Raw genomic sequence first — 16,996 nt, forward strand, 5'->3', positions numbered from 1 at the left:
CGGTGAGCCTGTGACGAACGATCGCTCCGGACGCACGCAGCGACGGAGGATGCGGTTCAGCTCTTCGGCTTCGGATGTGAGTAGATCTTGTCGATCACGTCGGCGAAGTTCTTGGTCACCACGTTGCGCTTCAGCTTCATCGACGGGGTCAGGTACCCGTTCTCCTCAGTGAAGTCCGTGTCGATGATCTCAAACACGCGGATGGACTCCGCCCTGGAGACAGAGGTGTTCGCCGCTTCCACGAGGGTCTGCAGCTCGGCTCGCACCGCCGGATCCTCGGCAGCTTCTGCCACCGTCATGTCTTCGCGCATGCCGTTGTTCTTCAGCCAGGTGGGCAGCATCTCTTCATCCAGGGTGAGGATCGCGGCCACAAATGGTTTCTGGTCGCCCACCACCATGCACTGCGAGACGAGCGGATGGGTGCGCAGCCTGTCCTCAAGCTGGGCTGGCGCGACGTTCTTTCCGCCTGCGGTGACAATGACCTCCTTCGAGCGGCCCGTGATCGACAGGCGGCCCTTCTCATCCAGCGAGCCGATGTCACCGGTGGCGAACCAGCCGTCGCGCAGCGCCTCCGCAGTGGCTTCGGGGTTGTTGTGGTACCCCTTGAACACCATCACGCCCTTGACCAGGATCTGGCCGTCGTCATCGATGGCCACCCATGAACCCGGCAGTGGAGGGCCGACTGTGCCCGGGGCACGATCCCAGGGCAGATTCACGCACACCGGTGCGGTTGTCTCCGTCAGGCCGTAGCCCTCGAGCACCGTCACACCGATGCCGTGGAAGAAATGCGCCAGCCGCTCACCGAGCGGTGCGCCACCCGAGATCGAATAGGTGATGCGTCCGCCCATGGCCTCGCGCAGCTTGCTGTACACCAACTTGTCGAAGAGCGCCCGCTTCGCCTTGAGCGCGATCGGTACCTTCCCCGCGGTCTCCGCGATGGAGAAGTCGATTGCAGTTTTCGCGGCGGCGGAGAAGATCTTCCCCTTGCCGCCGGCGATCGCCTTCGCCTCCGAAGCGTTGTACACCTTCTCGAACACGCGGGGCACGGCGAGCAGGAAGGTTGGGCGGAACGCGGCGAGATCCGCCATGAGGTTTTTCGTATCCGGCGTGAATGCAACGGTGGTGCCCGCCGGTCCGGCAGCTGTCATCACCAGCAGACGTGCGAAAACGTGGGCCATGGGCAGGAACATGAGCATGCGCGAGCCCGGGGGCAACACGGCCTCACCCAGCAGCGTCACGGCGCTGAGGGCTGTCTCCACGAAGTTCGAGTGCGTCAGTTCAGCGCCTTTGGGGCGGCCCGTCGTGCCAGAGGTGTAGATGATCGTCGCGACATCGGCCCCGCAGGCACGGGAGCGGCGGGCTTCGAGCTCCTCGTCAGAGACATCAGCTCCGCGTTTCTTGAGCTCCTCGAGGATGCCGTCCTCGATCACTCCGATATGCCTCAGGTTCGGCAGCTCACCACGGACCGATTCCAGGTCCTCGCGGTGACGCGTCGTTTCCACGAGCGCGTAGCGGGCCTCAGAGTCGGAAGCGATCCACTGCATCTGCGACGGAGAGGACGTCTCATAAATCGGCACCGAGATGCCGCCGGCCCACCAGATCGCATAGTCCGCCAGCGCCCACTCGAACCGGGTGCGCGACATGATCGCCACGACCTGACCGGGCTCGACGCCGCTGGCGATCAGCCCCTTGGCCACCGCCGTGACCTCGCTGAGGAACGCGTCGATCGACATCGGCACGAAACGCCCCGAGCTATCGGCAACCTCGAAGATCGGGATGTGCGGGCGGCGTCGCTGCCGCTCAAGCAGAGTGTCGGTGATGTTCTCGTCCGGGCGGGAGACGTGCTGGGCCTCGGTGCCGTACTGCTTCACAGAGTCTCCTTCGATCCGGGCCGATCGTCCGCGTATGGCGCCGACAGGCCCGGGAGCAGGTGTGGGGGTCCCGCGCAGTCTACGCGACAGTGGACCTACCATGGGCGCTGTGCACGAGAAGGCGCGCCGAGCGCCGCGATAAGCGCGGAAGGGGACCCATGCTGGCCATCGGAGTGGACATCGGCGGCACCAAGATCGCCGCAGGCGTGGTCGATGACGATGGCCGCATCATCGCCTCGACCACCCGCACCACCCCTGCGACCGATCCTGAGCTGATCGAAGCTGCAGTAGCGGCGGCTGTATCGGAGCTGCGGCAAAACCACGACGTGGTTGGCGTAGGAGTCGGCGCGGCTGGTTTCATCGACGCGGACCGTCGCACCGTCGTGTTTGCCGCGAATCTCGCGTGGCGGGACCGCCCGTTGGCTGACGAGCTCGAACGTATGGTCTCGCTGCCCGTGGTGGTCGAGAATGACGCCAACGCGGCAGGCTGGGGCGAATTCCGTTTCGGCGCAGCCAAGGACGCCGACCACATGCTGATGCTCACTGTCGGTACCGGGCTCGGAGGAGCGATGGTGCACGACGGGCGTCTGCTGCGCGGTGCCAGCGGCATGGCCGGAGAGGTCGCGCACGTCACCGCTGTGCCCGACGGGCAGTGGTGCGGTTGCGGCCGACGCGGCTGCCTCGAGCAGTACACGGCCGGCACCGCGCTCGTGCGCACGGCCCGCAAACGCGCCAGCTCCTCAGATCCTGCCCTTGGGCCGCTCGTGCAAGCCGCGGGCGGAACAGCGAAAGGGATTGACGGGCCGCTCATCACCCGGCTCGCCCAGCACGGCGATCCTGCGAGCATCGAACTCATCGCCGAGATCGGTCGGCACCTCGGAACGGGAGTCGCTTCACTCGCCGCAGTGTTGGACCCGGGCGTGATCGTAGTGGGAGGCGGTGTGAGTGCAGCGGGCGACCTGCTGCTGGATCCCGCACGCGAGGCATATGCCGCGAACCTCACGGCACGGGCTTTCCGCCCGATCGCGCCGTGGACACTTGCCAGCATGGGCAACGAGGCCGGGATCGTGGGCGCCGCTGATCTCGCTCGATGACCGCCTGACGCCTGATCGTTGCTGGGCACAGCCGAGCAGGACGCGGCGTGTCACCCCACCAACCGATCCATGACCTGCGCCCCGCCCCGGGCGGGGCGCCGTCCGCGGGATGGTTAGACCTGGGCTCCGTCGTCCCCGTCCTCACGCTCATGCCGCGGCACCCGCAGCAGCAAAGCGATCAGGCCACAGATGCTGACCGCCGCAGCCACAAGACCCAGCCACACAGGCAGCGTCGGCGAGACGATGACGACCATCATCAGCACGAAGCCGCCGATCAGCGCGGTCCACGACCACAGCGCACCGGCGGATGCAGCCTCCCACGTCGGGTCCGGGGCTTCGAAATCCCCGTAGATCACCTCGTCATCATCGAGGTCAGGATCGCGGTCCGAGGCACGCCAGACGTGTGGTGTGCCAGGTAACCCCGAGGACGGATGCGCGGCGCGGGCACGCGCTCGTTCCTCATCGCTTTGTTCGACCGGAGAGTCCGCGCTTCCGAGGTCGGAGCCGGGCAGGTCAAGGGAGCTCCCGCGCAACTCATCGGGCAGCTCCTGGGGTGCTTTCCCCGGGGTGAGGTTCAGGCCGGAGCTCTTCAGCAGTCGTGCGAACTCGGCATCAACATCGCGCTCGTTGTGGGGATCGCCGTGGGAGTCGCCGGGCAGGGTCGTCATCGCTGCGCCCCCACCGAAGAGCCGGGTCCACGATCGGAGTCATCTGTCGTTCGCGCATACTCACGGAAGAATGCGGCTGAACGTTCGAGAACGGCAGGCGCATCGTGATCGAGCGTGGCCACATGCCGGCTGCGCGGTAGTCGCATCCGTTCGACGTGTCCGGCCACGGCGGCGGCGATCGACGCGCTGTCACGGGGATCGACCACGCCGTCCTGGGGAGAGGTCGCGATGAGCAGGGGAGTGCGGATCTGCCCCAGCTCACGCCGCACACGCCGTTGCAGTGCCGCGAGCTGACCCACCGAGGCAAGCGGCGTACGTTCGTAGGCCTCCTCGATGACGCCCGGCGCGGCGATATCGGAAGCGACCCCCGGCACGCTGCCCACGATCGGTGCGAGCAGCGCTGCAGCCGGGGCGTACCAGGGGAGCTTCAGTGCAGGGTTCACCAGCGCTGCGGCGCTGATCCGCCCGTCGAGCGTGGGATCGGCCAGGAGGTGCAGAGCCAGCGTCCCGCCCATCGACAGGGCGCCGACGCTGATCGTGGTGTGACGCTCGAGGAGTTCTTCGGCGGCCTGTCGTGCCGCGCCGTACCACTGGTTCCACGGTGTGCGGGCCATCTCCTGCCAGGTTGTGCCATGCCCTGGCAGCAACGGGAGCGATACCTCGAAGCCATGCGAGTGCAGGTCCTCGCCCCAGGCGCGCAGTGACTGCGGTGACCCGGTGAACCCGTGGATGAGAAGCACGGCTCCGCTGGCGCTAGGGTGGGCACCCGAGTGCCAGGCGCGGGCACGGTCGCTGAACTCCATGGCTCCATGGTCGCACCTCAGAGCGCTCGGGACCACGCGGTCTGGCCTCCCCATTCATGCCCTTTCCCTGCCCTGTTGGAGACGAAACGTGCTGTACCAGGTGCTGAAGCCGCCGATCGCGTTCGTGGTGCGCGCTATCTGGCGACCCGCTGTCAGCGGTACCTCGCATATCCCACGACGCGGGGCGGCCATCATCGCGAGCAATCACCAATCCTTGTTCGAGACCGTGATCCTGCCCTGCTCGCTTCCGCGAATGGTCCACTTCTTGGCGAAGTCTGACATCTTTCGCGGCGGATCACTGGCAAATACAGTGCTTGCCCTGTTCCTGCGCTCGGTGGGCGTGATGCCGATCGACCGCTCAGGCGGGCGCGCCGCGAACTCCGCGATCGAGGGTGGTGTGGCGGTGCTTCGTCGGGGCGGTGTACTCGGGATCTACCCCGAGGGGACACGGTCCCCGGACGGCCGGATGTACAGGGGCAAGACCGGTGTGATCCGCATGGCACTCGCCACCGGGGCGCCGGTGATCCCGGTGGGCATGCGCGGCACGTTCGAGGCCCAGCAGGGACGGCGGATCTTCCCGCGTCGGCACCCGCGTATGGAAGTCGTCGTCGGCGAACCCTTCGATGCCGTCGCGCGGGCGCGCGCACTGCACAGGCAGGGTCTGGGGGACGGAGCCGTGCTGCGCCGCCTCACCGATGAACTGATGGCGAAGATCAGGGCGCTGTCCGGTCAGGAGTACGTGGACAGGTACGCGGCCGACGTCAAACGCGCGCTGCGCGAGCACGGCACGGACCGTTCTGATTCGTGAGCACCGGCGTGTCCATGCGCCGGGACGAAGAGCATGCCGCGACGTGATCGCCTACCCTTGCTCCGTGACCCAGTTCAGCTCAGATAATCCTGCTCGCGCTCACCGCTTCTCGCTCGCTAATGACGGCTCGGGGCTCGAAGAGCTCTCGGGCTGGCGCGCGTATCCGCGGGTGCAGCAGCCGACGTGGCCGGACGAGCAGGAGCTGGCCACAGTCTTCGACGCACTGCGTGCCGCCCCTCCACTGGTGTTCGCTGGCGAGGTGGATGTATTGCGATCCCGGATCGCCGCGGCAGCCTCGGGTGAGGCATTCCTCCTCGCCGGAGGTGACTGCGCCGAAACCTTCGCCGATGCCACCGCCGATCGGATCAGCGCGAAGATCCGCACCATCCTGCAGATGGCCGCGGTGCTCACCTACGGTGCCTCAGTGCCTGTGGTGAAGATGGGGCGCATGGCGGGCCAGTACGCCAAGCCACGCTCGAGCGATGAGGAAACGCGCGACGGCATCACGCTGCCCACGTACCGCGGTGATGCCGTGAACTCCTTCGAGTTCACGCAGGAGTCCCGCCGCCCTGATCCGCAACGGCTGTGGCGCATGTACACCACAAGCGCTCACACGCTGAATCTGTTGCGCGCGTTCACAGGCGGCGGGTTCGCAGACCTGCGCGAGGTGCATTCGTGGAACCGGGGATTCGCTGCCACTCCCGCGTACAAGCGTTTCGAACGCCTGGCGGAGGAGATCGACAAGGCGATCCGATTCATGGACGCGATCGGTGCCGACTTCGACGCGCTCAAGGTGGTGGAGTTCTATTCCTCACATGAGGCGCTGCTGCTGGACTACGAAGAGGCGCTCGCGCGCATCGACTCTCGTACCGGTGAGGTGTACGGCTGCTCCGGGCACTTCCTGTGGATCGGCGAGCGCACGCGGCAGCTCGATGGTGCCCATGTGGACTTCATGTCTCGCCTGCGCAACCCCATCGGTGTGAAACTCGGCCCGACAGCCACCGTCGATGACGCACTCGCACTGATCGATCGCCTCGATCCTGACCGGGAGCCGGGCCGTCTCACCTTCGTCACCCGTATGGGGGCCGACCGGATCCGTGATCGCCTGCCCGCCCTTGTGGAAGGTGTGCGCGATGCCGGCGCCCGCGTGGCATGGATGACCGATCCGATGCACGGCAACACGATCACGTCCTCGAACGGGTACAAGACGCGCCGCTTCGATGCGATTCTCGACGAGGTGGTGGGTTTCTTCGAGGTCCACCGTGAGCTCGGCACCGTGCCGGCCGGCCTGCATATGGAGCTGACCGGGGATGATGTTACGGAGGTACTCGGCGGGACGGATCATATTGATGAGGCCGCGCTCGAAAAGCGGTACGAGACCCTCGTTGACCCCCGTCTGAACCATCAGCAGTCTCTCGAGCTCGCCTTCCTCGTGGCAGAGATGATCGCGGCCACGTCACCATCGCGGCCGAGCTGACGCTCACGCGATCGCATGCGTGGACTGCAGATCCGCCCGACGGGCCCGTCGTCCGACTGGCCGACGCCGACGTAGCAGGCGGCGTCGGTGCAGCACCGGTTCCCCGCAGCTTGTGGCGCCCACGAAGCACGCGCGAGTTCTCCCGGAGGAGGCTCGTGCTAGAAGACGTCGATTGTGATCGTGGAGCCCTTCGCGGCTTTCGTTCCGGCTGCGGTGGACTGCTGGTACACGAGGCCGAACACCGGCTCGCCACGGTCATAGCGGACCTGCACGGTGAAACCTGCCCCTTCGAGGGCACTGCGCGCCTCCGCCTCCGGTTTGCGGAACACATCCGGCACCGCGATCATCTCGGGACCGGCCGAGATCACCAGCTCGACGGTGTCGCCACGATGACCGGTGCCACCGGACGGCGTCTGTGAGATGACAGAGCCCTTGGGAACCGAACCGGAGTGCGCAGTGGCCGTACGCACCGCGAAGCCGGCATTCTCGAGCGCGCTGCGGGCCGCGTCGGACCCCTTCCCGGTCTGATCCGGAATCTGGATCGGCACACGCCCCTGTGAGACGACGACATGCACCTCGCCGCCTGCCGGCAGCGCGTCAGCCTGCTGGGACTGCGAGATGATCTCGCCCTTCGGGACGGTCTCGGAGTACTCCGGATCGTCCTCGACCAGCACGAGCCCTACCGCTTCGACGCGACTGCGGGCCTCTTCACGGCTGAGCCCGGCAACATCGGGAACAGCGAAGGTCTCGCGCCCCTTGGAGACGACGACGCGAACATCTCCGCCACGCTTGACCACGCTGCCGCTCTCGGGGCTCGCACTGATGATGTGCCCGACAGGCACCGTCTCGCTGAACTCCTCAACGGTGCGGGTCTCGAGGTCGGCGGCTGTCAGAGCCGTTTCCGCATCCGCCAGGGTGGTGCCCACGAGCACCGGAACGGTTCGGTCCGCGCCGGGGCCGTTCATGAGATACCAGTCGGTGCCAGCCCAGGCGCTTGTGCCCAGCGACGCTACGAGCGCGAGCCCGGCCAGCGCCGCAATGGGGCGGGAACGACGACGAGTGCCGTGCGGAAGGTGACGCCCTCGGCGTGCACGGGGAGCATGCATGGTGACCGTGCGCGGTGAGCGCAGGGGATCGCTAGCCGAGGAGTCGTCGGCCGATACGTCGGGGTTGTCCGGTGATGTGGATTCACGCGCACGGTTGCTATCCCATGCCGAGCCGTCGGACTCCTCTACGGCGTCAAGGCGTGCGAGCGGGAAGGAACGCACGGCGGCTGCGGCGCTGAGCTCCTGGGCGTCCAGGGACGCGGTCAGCGCAGGCAGCTCGCCTGTAGCAGCGTCGATCGCTTCACAGGGAGCGGGGCGACGCGCGAGCACAGACGGGGCAAGGCTGGTGCGCAGCTCTCGCACGGCATGCAGCAGCTGACGGGCGCTGCGCGGCCGCGACTCGGGGCGCCGTGCGGCGATCCACAGCACGAGTGAGTCAAGCGAGCGCGGGATTCCGTCAGCACGACTGGAAGGCGCGGGAATGTCGTCGTGCACATGCTGGAATGCGATGTGCACGGGCTGTTCCCCGGTGAAGGGCTGGGCGCCGGTGAGCATCTCGAACACCATCACGCCCAGCGAGTACAGGTCACTGCGCTCGTCGCACTGCCCGCGGGTGACGACCTCGGGGCTGATGTAGGCAACAGTGCCCAGCAGCGTGGCGCTCGTGGAGGAGTGTGCCGCTCCGATCGCGCGGGCAAGACCGAAATCCGCCACCTTGACCGTGCCCTCGGAGTCGATCAGCACGTTCTCCGGCTTGATGTCACGGTGGACGATGCCGGCTTCGTGCGCTGCCGCGAGTGCTTCGAGAATCTGCGCGGTGATCTCGAGGGCTTCGTCGATCGTGAGTGCGCCGCAGCGTGCCATGCGTTCACGCAGCGTCTCACCCTCGATCAGTTCCATCGCGAGATAGATGCGGTCGGCGTCCTCGCCCTGGTCGAACACCCCCACGACATTGCGGTGAGCGAGCCGGGCTGCGGCACGGGCTTCGCGGGCGAAACGCCGACGGAACTGCTCGTCCTGCGCCAGGTGCGGGTGCATGATCTTGAGCGCGACGACTCTGTCCAGCCGCTCATCGCGTCCGCGATGAACAGTGGCCATGCCGCCGCGCGCGATCCGCTCCTCGATGCGGTAGCGGCCGTTGAGGAGCTGGTCGGTGTCGGGGGAAGTCGACGTCGCCGAGGTCACGGCCTCAGGCTAGGATGCGCCGGTCCCGGTTCTGGGCAGCGACACACGGGCGCTCTGCGCCATCAGCTGGTGCGACGTGGCACCCTGGGCTGTGTGGACGAACTGGACGACATCATCACGCAATGGTTGACCCTGCCCGACGCAGCTGAGCAGCTCGATTGTGAGGTTTCGGTCGTGCGGCGCCTACTCGATGACGGGCAGCTGCTGGCGGTGCGCCGGGGCGCCCCCGTGGTACGGAGCATTCCAGCAGAGCTTCTCCTGGACGGGCGTGTCGTGCAGCACCTGCCCGGCACCATCACCGTGCTGCGCGACGGCGGCTTTGACGACGCTGAGGCGCTGCAATGGCTCTTCACCGAGGATGACTCGCTGCCGGGCAGGCCGATCGATCATCTGCGGCGCGGACAGCGCGGTGAAGTGCGCCGACGCGCTCAGGCCCTCGCGCTGTAGAGGCCAGGCTGCGTTGACGGCCAGTCGCGTGTCCTCACAGACGCAGAGGTGTGAGGTCGGTCGCGACCGCGGCGAGCTGCCCGAGCCCGGCAACACCGAGCGGACTGAGCAGCTGAGATTCCTCCAGAAGCGCCTGGGCGCGTTCGGCTCGAGTGCGCACATCGGCCGCCACGGAGTCAACGGAGCCGGTGGCGCGCATCAGGTCGCAGACGGACAGCACCTGCTCCTGCGATGCATCGGCGCGTCCCACCGTCTCGCGTAGCACAGCCATGTCGGACGCGTCGGCTGCTGCCTCGGTGCGGGCGAGCAGCACTGTGCGTTTCCCCTCGCGGATATCGCCACCGACGGGCTTGCCCGTCAATGCTTCATCGCCGACGATGCTCAGCAGGTCATCGCGCAACTGGAAGGCGGTGCCGACATCGATAGCCCATCGCGTGAGCTCATCGAGCAGGTCTGTGCTGGCGCCCATGAGTGCTGCGCCGATGCGGACCGGGCGATCCACGGTGTACGGCACGGTCTTCCAACGGATCACACGCAGCGCAGCCTCTTCCGGATCTGCGGCAGAAGTGAGTCCACCAGCCTGGTGGAGGATGTCAAGGTACTGGCCGCTCATCACCTCGGTGCGCAGCAGATCGAACTCGGCGCGGGCACGAGAAGCGCTGCCGATGTCCAGGCTCGCAGTCCGCTCAAGCTGTGCGGCCATCTGCTCTGACCAGGACAGTGCCAGGTCACCCAACACGATCGCGGTGGCCACACCGTACTCGGCGGAGTCTCCGATCAGGTTCGCATGGCGGTGCGCTTTCTCAGCCGCCACATGCACAGCGGGTCTGCCGCGTCGCATGGGGGAGTGGTCGATCACGTCGTCGTGGATGAGGGCAGCCGCCTGCACCATTTCGATAGCGGCGCCGATGTGCGCCAGCATCGCAAGCTGCTCAGCAGATGGCGCAGTGGGAAGCGCGGCGAGGCCGCCCAGGAGGCAGAACCGCGGCCGCAGCAGTTTCCCGCCACGCAGAAAGGTCTGCAGGTGGCTCACCAGGGCATGGACCTCGGTGCCCAGGGCCTGCAGCTCGATGTGGCGTGCGGCAAGCTCCTGCTCAAGGATCCTCTGCAGTGCAGAGACCAGATCGGTATCGAGCTGAGTGAGCAGGGCGGCATGAGGATCAGTCGGCATGAAGGAACTCCCGGACAGGCGCTGCAGCTGGTGGGTGTCCTGATCCTGTCACGTGAGTCTGAAGGGGTGCACTGCTCCGTCGCGTCGCACCGTGAATCCTCCCCACGCCAACCCGTGCACAGTCCGCCGCCGTGGATCCGGCGGCCAGGGCAGGCTCGAGCCATGGATGCACATCGTCACGATCCCCCACGCAGCAGTGAAGCTGACGTTCCCGACATTGCGAGGCTCGTCGCGAGCCCCACCGGGCCCGCCGAGATGATCGCCAGAGCACAGCTGGCCATGGCCAGCGTTCCCCGAGATGTACTGCTGCTCGATGGCTGCGGACCGGATCACACCGCCGTGATCACCGCGACGCCGCTGCAGCACGTGCTCACGCCCGGCGGCCTCGAAGGAGTGGAGCGACACCTTCATGACATGCAGGAGCGCGGCGTGCATTGCGCCGATGCTCTGATCCTGCTGGATGACGGTCGTGAGGAGGTGCCAGATCACCTGCTCGACGGTCTCGCGATCACCCTCGCCAGTCGGGTCCTCGTGGCGGCCGACCGCCTCTTGCCTGAACGCTTCGGCCTGCCCGATATCTGGATCGTCGGTGGCGGGACCGCCCGGCTCGTCGTGCTCGGGGAGCAGGATGCGCAGGGAGTGGACCTCTTGGTCTCTCCCACGGTTCCACTGCCCGCGATCGAGGAGACGATCACGGCCGCGGGCGCCGTGCTCGACGGCACGCCGTTGCCCGCCGATACGGACAGAAACCGTGAACGCTTGGCGGAGCTCGGTCGGCATCATGCGGCCTGCGGACTGCTCAAGGGTCCTTCTCGCTGCCACGAGGCGGTGGGTGGTGATCGGCCGGATGCGAGACGGGTCATGGACGGTCTGAACGCGGTGCGCGAGGTCCTTCGACGCTGGTCGCAGCAGGAGTCAGCTGACGCGAGCATGACGGAGTGTGAACGGGTGCAGACGTGGATCACCCTGCTCGCTCATCTGCCTCATCCGGGCGCACTCATCGACGTGCTTCCCAGCCGTGCGGAGGGCGGCGGCGACGTCAGCGAGCATCTTCTCTCCCGCATCGTGAACGACGCATCATTCGTCCCGCATCCCGACGTCATGCCTGGTGGGAGCTGCTTTGAGGTGCTCGAGCACACAGAGGGTCTGCTGGACGGGATGCTCCAAGCCGGAGAGGACGACACGGCTCTGAGCGCCTGGTGCACGACGGTCGAGACCCTCGCCATCCTCGCCTGGTGGAGCCATCGGTACGCGCAAGCGGGGCGGTTTGCGGATCATCGCCTGGCTCACGATCGGGAGGATCCTCTGGCACTCTTGCTCGCAGCCGTGGTCTGCGGGCCGGACGTCCCCGCCTGGTGGCCCGGTGGATCATCTCCGAAGCCCTGATGCTCGTTCTCAGGTTCGCATCGTGGGTCGCGGGGTGATCAGAGCAGCAACCGGTGCGGGAAGGAGCTGACTGCTATGGCGGTGGTGGCGGGCACGTCAACTGCGCCCTCGAGCGCGACCCCGACGGCGTGGACCGCGGGAGCGAAGCCTTCGAACGAACCCACCCGGGGACGGGCCGAGCGCGCCGATGTTCATGCCGAGTGGGCCATCGATGCGGACGGCTCTCGCGAACCGGGCAGCAATAGCGCGAGCAGCTCCTCATCTGTCACGGGCGCATGGCGTCCTGGGGGCCTGCCGGGCAACAGACAATTCGCGCAGCTGGGTGCGCTGCACCTCGAATCGGGCGCAGTGCTTCCCCAGGTGCGCCTTGCCTACGAGACATGGGGGCAGCTGAACGCTGACCGCTCCAACGCCGTGCTCGTCCTGCACGCCCTCACCGGCGACTCGCACGTCTGCGGCCCAGCGGGGCCCGGCCATCCGAGCGAGGGCTGGTGGCCCTCTGTGGTCGGTCCCGGACGCCCAATCGACACCGAGCGCTGGTTCGTGATCGCTGCGAACGTGCTCGGCGGCTGTCAAGGCAGCACAGGACCGAGCTCACCCGGCCTCGACGGCCGCCCCTGGGGCAGCCGCTTCCCGTCCCTGACCATCCGCGATCAGGTAGCGGCGGAGATCGCCCTGGCGGACCACCTGGGCATTGACAGTTTCGCGCTCGTCATCGGCGGATCCATGGGCGGGATGCGCGCGGTGGAGTGGGCGGTCACCGTGCCACATCGTGTGCAGCGACTTGTTCTCACCGCGACCGGTGCACGTGCCAGCGCCGACCAGATTGCCTGGAACAGTGCCCAGGTCGCCGCGATCCACGCCGACCCCGGTTTCGCAGGTGGTGACTACTACGACCACGCTCTCGGTGGCGGACCTCATACCGGACTGGGCATCGCTCGCCGAATCGCCCACACCACCTACCGTGCAGCTGATCAGCTCGAGGAACGCTTCGGAAACCAAGCACAGCACGGAGAGGACCCGCTGCACGGCACGGGGCGACACCAGGTCACCAGCTATCTCGACCATCACGCCGACAAGCTGATCCGCCGTTTCGACGCGAACTCCTACCTCGTGCTCGTCCGAGCCATGAACACCCACGATGTAGGACGCGACAGGGGAGGTCTGGAGGAAGCACTGGGGAGAATCCGTGCCCGCACTCTGGTGATCTCCTTCGACTCGGATCGACTGTTCCCGCCCGCCATGGCGACCCGCATGGCTCAGGCGATCCCCGGTGCGCACGAGCACCTGGCCTCCTCCCCGGTCGGACATGATGCTTTCCTGCTGCCGCATCCAGATGTCGAGCAGTGGGTGAGGGACTTTCTTGGGTCATGACTCAGGTAACCTGATCCGGTCGGGTCTCACCGCAGTGCCGCGGGGATACCGGCACACACCGCAGGGCGGGCCTGCGGTGACCACCGGCGGGAGAGGACGGTCAGGTCGGCCATGAGCATCGTTGTCGCGTTCGCGCCGTCCGCCCAGGGGCGTGCAGCGCTGAACGCTGGACTCGCGCAGGCCCGACGCACGAGCGACCACCTGATCATCGCCGCTCACCAGTACCACGACCCCGATAACGGCCGCATGGCCGCGGATGAGGCAGAGATCCGTCGCGCCCTCGATGAGCTTGAAGGGCATGATGTCGACGTCACCGTGATCCAGGACAGCGAGCAGGAGGCGGGTGACTTCCTGCTCACGACAGCTGAGGAGCAGCAGGCGTCCTGCATCGTGATCGGACTGCGCCGCAAGTCTCCGATCGGCAAACTCTCCCTCGGCGCCGCCGCTCGTCGCGTCGTCCTGGGATCCCCGTGCCCCGTCCTGACGGTCAAGGACGGTCTGCCGAACGCGTCATGACGCACCGGCGCTGATAAGCAGGACGGCTCGTGGCGGCACACCACGCCGTCGGTATGGGCGCCTCGGGATGGACTTGCCGCGCGCTGCACATCGTGCCATCGACGGTGTGTCGTCGGCGTTGTCCGCCGCGGGAATAACCTGCCAGTGCGAGCGTTATACTCGTGGGGCTTGACGGCGACGCACCTTCGTGCGCCGTGAAACGGCTGAATAGTGCTGGATCCTCGGGATCCAACACACGCGGACGTCGGTCCGCAGGCCCCGTTGAGATGACCATGCCCGAGCTGGGCGGAGCTGCTGCGGCACCGCCGGAAGAAGGAATCCGTGACCTCCTCCACGTCTGCTGAGACCACCACCGACGACACCGAGAAGACCTCCGCTTCTCGCTCGACGTCGACGACCTCGCGCACGTCCGCCCGCTCGACCGCGAAGCGAAGCAGCGGATCAAAGAGCAGCTCGACGTCGAAGAGCGGATCGACGACCGCGAAGAGCGGATCGACGACCGCGAAGAGCGGATCGACGAGCACGAAGAGTGGGTCGACCGCGAAGAGCGGATCGACGAGCGCGAAGAAGAGCTCGACGTCGAAGACCTCGACCTCGTCTGCGAGCACCACCGCCACCAAGGCCGCGGGCTCGAAGGCGGCAGGTTCCTCGTCCAGCACGCGCAAGCGCTCGAGCAAGGCGTCGGCTGCGACGACGAAGGAGCAGGAGCTCTCCACTGCCACCGCAGATGGTGCTGACGAGACTGCCACTGGCGCCGACGATGCCGAGACCAGCGCAGACGAGACGACCACGAAGAAAAGCGCGAAGAAGACGTCGACCCGTCGCAGCTCCTCGGCCCGGTCCGGTGCAAAGACGACGACCCGCCGGTCCGCTGCGAAGGAGACCGACGACGATCCCGTCGACGATGAGGACGTCGAGGAGACCGAAGAGCAGAGCGAGGACGAGCACGAGGCAGAAGCCTCGGGCGGCTTCGTCGTCAACGCCAGCACCGAGGATGATTCCCCGGCGCAGCAGGTGGTCACCGCTGGCGCCACCGCAGACCCGGTCAAGGACTACCTCAAGCAGATCGGCAAGGTGGCGCTGCTCAACGCCGCCCAGGAGGTTGAACTGGCTGAGCGCATCGAGGCCGGCCTGTTCGCTGAGAAGAAGCTCGAACGCGACGAATCGCTGCGCAAGACTAAAGCTGGCCGCGAACTCGCCATCATCGCTGAGGACGGCCGGGCCGCGAAGGATCACCTGCTGGAGGCGAACCTGCGCCTGGTGGTCTCCCTGGCCAAGCGCTACACGGGCCGCGGCATGCTGTTCCTGGACCTGATCCAGGAGGGCAACCTGGGTCTGATCCGCGCCGTCGAGAAGTTCGATTACGCCAAGGGGTACAAGTTCTCCACCTACGCCACGTGGTGGATCCGCCAGGCGATCACCCGCGCCATGGCGGACCAGGCCCGCACCATTCGCATCCCCGTGCATATGGTCGAGGTCATCAATAAGCTCGCCCGCGTGCAGCGTCAGATGCTGCAGGACCTGGGTCGTGAGCCCACCCCGGAGGAGCTCGCCAAGGAGCTGGACATGACTCCCGAGAAGGTGGTCGAGGTCCAGAAGTACGGTCGCGAGCCGATCTCGCTGCACACCCCGCTGGGCGAGGACGGCGACAGCGAATTCGGCGATCTCATCGAGGACTCCGAGGCTGTGGTGCCGGCCGATGCAGTGAGTTTCACGCTGCTGCAGGAGCAGCTCCACTCCGTGCTGGATACCCTCTCGGAGCGGGAAGCCGGTGTGGTGTCCATGCGCTTCGGCCTCGAGGATGGCCAGCCCAAGACACTGGACGAGATCGGCAAGGTCTACGGTGTCACCCGCGAGCGGATCCGCCAGATAGAGTCCAAGACCATGTCGAAGCTGCGCCACCCCTCCCGCTCGCAAGTCCTGCGGGACTACCTGGACTGATCCATTGCCGCCGCCTCGCCCGCGAAAGGCGCGGCGGCACGGTGCCCAGGAGCAACAGGACAACATGCCCGACCCTGCTGGTTATGTCGTGCGCGAGATGGGCCCCGAGGACTGGAGCTCGCATCGCGATCTGCGTCTGGAGATGCTGCAGGACTCACCGACGGCATTCTGGGCAACGCTCGACGAGGCCCAACAGCTCACCGAAGCCGAATGGCGCGAGGAGCTGCGGGGCCCGCGCATCCATGTCCAGGCCCGTGCCGTCGACGCGGAGGGTCAGGAGATCGCCGGTATCCCACCGGCCGGCGGGATCGCGCTGCTGCCTGAGGGGTATACCGACGAGCACGTGATCGATCCTGATCAGTCGATCGTCGTGTCCCTGTGGGTGCGTCCCTCACTGCGTGGCCGTGGAGTCTCCTCGATGCTGTGGCGGGCGATCGCCGAGCGCGCGGTGGCCCTGGGGCGGCCGCGTCTTCTGCTCGAGGTCGATGACTCGAACGTCGCAGCTGCTGGCTCCTATGAGCGGCTCGGCTTCACTGCGACCGGAGTGCGCTACCCGAGGCCAGAGACTGGCACCCAGTGGGTGGAGTATGCGGGTGACGCCCGTGTGCTCCTGCGCGGCGGCCCGGAAGAGCTGGCACGGCAGTCGCGGTGATCCTGCGTGGCCGCGGCGAGAACGCCTGGGGCACACTGCGTCGTTCGGCACGAGAACGGCCCTGTCCATGCGGGACAGGGCCGTGACATAGAAGAGCTCGGAAGGCTCAGCGAATCAGTCCTCAACCAGCTCGGGCTTCGCGTGCAGACGATCGGTCTCGTCGATGACCTGATCGGCGATCGGCTCCAGAGCCGAGGCATGCGCGCGAGCATGATGCGCGCAGAACATGAGCTCACCGCCCGCCGTGAGGACCACCTTCACGTACGCCTGGGCGCCGCAGCGGTCGCAGCGGTCGTGCGCGGTGAGTCGGGGAGCTTCAAGAGTCGTGTTCATGCCCCTTTTCTAGCACCCGCGCGTCCTGGATGCGGTGGTGTGGGCCACGGGTTCGCTGGTGGCGGAACATATCCCGCAGCGCTACGTGATCCGGTGCTCTACTCGTGAGGCTGCGACGGCACGCCCATGTGAGCGCCGCCGCAATACCGCAGATCACCGCCGCCTCCCCGTACCATCGATGGGGTGTCGACATCCACCAGCAGCTCCCGCGGCGCCGCAGCGTC

At 66.9% G+C, this 16,996-nt stretch carries 16 protein-coding genes; 9 read left to right on the forward strand and 7 right to left on the reverse strand.

Annotation, left to right across the window (positions count from 1 at the left end; all coding sequences use genetic code 11):
• Positions 1-56: 56 nt before the first annotated feature.
• Positions 57-1,871: an AMP-dependent synthetase/ligase gene (locus tag C8271_RS06830; protein WP_106506672.1), complete on the reverse strand. Its 1,815-nt coding sequence runs from the start codon at positions 1,869-1,871 to the stop codon at positions 57-59.
• Between the two features lie 158 nt (positions 1,872-2,029).
• On the opposite strand from C8271_RS06830, the gene C8271_RS06835 reads away from it, so the two are divergent.
• The gene (locus tag C8271_RS06835) at positions 2,030-2,965 is read left to right on the forward strand and encodes an ROK family glucokinase (RefSeq protein WP_106506673.1); all 936 of its coding nucleotides are present in this window, start codon (positions 2,030-2,032) and stop codon (positions 2,963-2,965) included.
• A 113-nt stretch (positions 2,966-3,078) separates the two neighbouring features.
• Here C8271_RS06835 and C8271_RS06840 read toward each other — a convergent pair whose 3' ends face one another.
• Both C8271_RS06840 and C8271_RS06845 read right to left on the reverse strand, forming a co-directional pair.
• Positions 3,079-3,633, reverse strand: a complete 555-nt coding sequence (locus tag C8271_RS06840) for a hypothetical protein (RefSeq protein WP_106506674.1) — start codon at positions 3,631-3,633, stop codon at positions 3,079-3,081.
• Positions 3,630-4,436 carry an alpha/beta hydrolase gene (locus tag C8271_RS06845; RefSeq protein WP_106506675.1) on the reverse strand — a complete coding sequence of 269 codons (807 nt, stop codon included), beginning with the start codon at positions 4,434-4,436 and terminating at the stop codon, positions 3,630-3,632. The genes C8271_RS06840 and C8271_RS06845 overlap by 4 nt, the downstream gene beginning before the upstream one ends.
• Positions 4,437-4,524: 88 nt before the next feature.
• On the opposite strand from C8271_RS06845, the gene C8271_RS06850 reads away from it, so the two are divergent.
• Together C8271_RS06850 and C8271_RS06855 are read left to right on the forward strand one after the other, a co-directional pair.
• Positions 4,525-5,244, forward strand: a complete 720-nt coding sequence (locus tag C8271_RS06850; RefSeq protein WP_106506676.1) for a lysophospholipid acyltransferase family protein — start codon at positions 4,525-4,527, stop codon at positions 5,242-5,244.
• 64 nt (positions 5,245-5,308) lie between these two features.
• On the forward strand, positions 5,309-6,721 hold the full coding sequence (locus C8271_RS06855) for a class II 3-deoxy-7-phosphoheptulonate synthase (RefSeq protein WP_106507933.1): 1,413 nt from the start codon (positions 5,309-5,311) through the stop codon (positions 6,719-6,721).
• A gap of 158 nt (positions 6,722-6,879) precedes the next feature.
• Here C8271_RS06855 and pknB read toward each other — a convergent pair whose 3' ends face one another.
• Complete coding sequence (gene pknB, locus C8271_RS06860; protein ID WP_106506677.1) at positions 6,880-8,952, reverse strand: Stk1 family PASTA domain-containing Ser/Thr kinase; 2,073 nt, start codon at positions 8,950-8,952, stop codon at positions 6,880-6,882.
• A 93-nt stretch (positions 8,953-9,045) separates the two neighbouring features.
• Here pknB and C8271_RS14135 point away from each other — a divergent pair, with 93 nt between their 5' ends.
• On the forward strand, positions 9,046-9,399 hold the full coding sequence (locus C8271_RS14135; protein ID WP_106507934.1) for an Rv2175c family DNA-binding protein: 354 nt from the start codon (positions 9,046-9,048) through the stop codon (positions 9,397-9,399).
• Positions 9,400-9,433: 34 nt separating this feature from the next.
• Here the strand turns inward: C8271_RS14135 and C8271_RS06870 are convergent, their stop codons facing one another.
• Positions 9,434-10,570, reverse strand: a complete 1,137-nt coding sequence (locus C8271_RS06870; RefSeq protein ID WP_106506678.1) for a polyprenyl synthetase family protein — start codon at positions 10,568-10,570, stop codon at positions 9,434-9,436.
• Between the two features lie 162 nt (positions 10,571-10,732).
• On the opposite strand from C8271_RS06870, the gene C8271_RS14140 reads away from it, so the two are divergent.
• Positions 10,733-11,956 (forward strand): hypothetical protein, encoded by a 1,224-nt coding sequence (locus tag C8271_RS14140; RefSeq protein WP_245920995.1) that lies wholly within the window; start codon positions 10,733-10,735, stop codon positions 11,954-11,956.
• 38 nt (positions 11,957-11,994) lie between these two features.
• Here the strand turns inward: C8271_RS14140 and C8271_RS14300 are convergent, their stop codons facing one another.
• Positions 11,995-12,120 carry a hypothetical protein gene (locus C8271_RS14300; RefSeq protein WP_281260381.1) on the reverse strand — a complete coding sequence of 42 codons (126 nt, stop codon included), beginning with the start codon at positions 12,118-12,120 and terminating at the stop codon, positions 11,995-11,997.
• A gap of 184 nt (positions 12,121-12,304) precedes the next feature.
• Between C8271_RS14300 and metX the strand changes: the two genes are divergently transcribed.
• From metX to C8271_RS06900, 4 genes are all read left to right on the forward strand, one after another.
• On the forward strand, positions 12,305-13,330 hold the full coding sequence (metX, locus tag C8271_RS06885; protein WP_425428189.1) for a homoserine O-acetyltransferase MetX: 1,026 nt from the start codon (positions 12,305-12,307) through the stop codon (positions 13,328-13,330).
• Positions 13,331-13,441: 111 nt separating this feature from the next.
• Positions 13,442-13,846 (forward strand): universal stress protein, encoded by a 405-nt coding sequence (locus tag C8271_RS06890; RefSeq protein WP_106506682.1) that lies wholly within the window; start codon positions 13,442-13,444, stop codon positions 13,844-13,846.
• A 321-nt stretch (positions 13,847-14,167) separates the two neighbouring features.
• Positions 14,168-15,787 carry an RNA polymerase sigma factor gene (locus C8271_RS06895; protein WP_245920996.1) on the forward strand — a complete coding sequence of 540 codons (1,620 nt, stop codon included), beginning with the start codon at positions 14,168-14,170 and terminating at the stop codon, positions 15,785-15,787.
• A gap of 64 nt (positions 15,788-15,851) precedes the next feature.
• On the forward strand, positions 15,852-16,439 hold the full coding sequence (locus C8271_RS06900; protein ID WP_106506684.1) for a GNAT family N-acetyltransferase: 588 nt from the start codon (positions 15,852-15,854) through the stop codon (positions 16,437-16,439).
• A 114-nt stretch (positions 16,440-16,553) separates the two neighbouring features.
• Here C8271_RS06900 and C8271_RS06905 read toward each other — a convergent pair whose 3' ends face one another.
• Positions 16,554-16,772 carry a DUF7455 domain-containing protein gene (locus C8271_RS06905; RefSeq protein WP_106506685.1) on the reverse strand — a complete coding sequence of 73 codons (219 nt, stop codon included), beginning with the start codon at positions 16,770-16,772 and terminating at the stop codon, positions 16,554-16,556.
• Between the last annotated feature and the right edge of the window lie 224 nt (positions 16,773-16,996).

Source organism: Brachybacterium timonense, from assembly GCF_900258505.1.
Taxonomy (GTDB): Bacteria; Actinomycetota; Actinomycetes; order Actinomycetales; family Dermabacteraceae; genus Brachybacterium; species Brachybacterium timonense.

Coding starts and splice junctions, on each gene's coding strand:
- C8271_RS06835 (WP_106506673.1), top strand. CDS start 2,030: ATGCTGGCCATCGGAGTGGACATCGGCGGCACCAAGATCGCCGCAGGC.
- C8271_RS06900 (WP_106506684.1), top strand. CDS start 15,852: ATGCCCGACCCTGCTGGTTATGTCGTGCGCGAGATGGGCCCCGAGGAC.
- C8271_RS06890 (WP_106506682.1), top strand. CDS start 13,442: ATGAGCATCGTTGTCGCGTTCGCGCCGTCCGCCCAGGGGCGTGCAGCG.
- C8271_RS06905 (WP_106506685.1), bottom strand. CDS start 16,772: ATGAACACGACTCTTGAAGCTCCCCGACTCACCGCGCACGACCGCTGC.
- C8271_RS06840 (WP_106506674.1), bottom strand. CDS start 3,633: ATGACGACCCTGCCCGGCGACTCCCACGGCGATCCCCACAACGAGCGC.
- C8271_RS06845 (WP_106506675.1), bottom strand. CDS start 4,436: ATGGAGTTCAGCGACCGTGCCCGCGCCTGGCACTCGGGTGCCCACCCT.
- C8271_RS06870 (WP_106506678.1), bottom strand. CDS start 10,570: ATGCCGACTGATCCTCATGCCGCCCTGCTCACTCAGCTCGATACCGAT.
- C8271_RS14140 (WP_245920995.1), top strand. CDS start 10,733: ATGGATGCACATCGTCACGATCCCCCACGCAGCAGTGAAGCTGACGTT.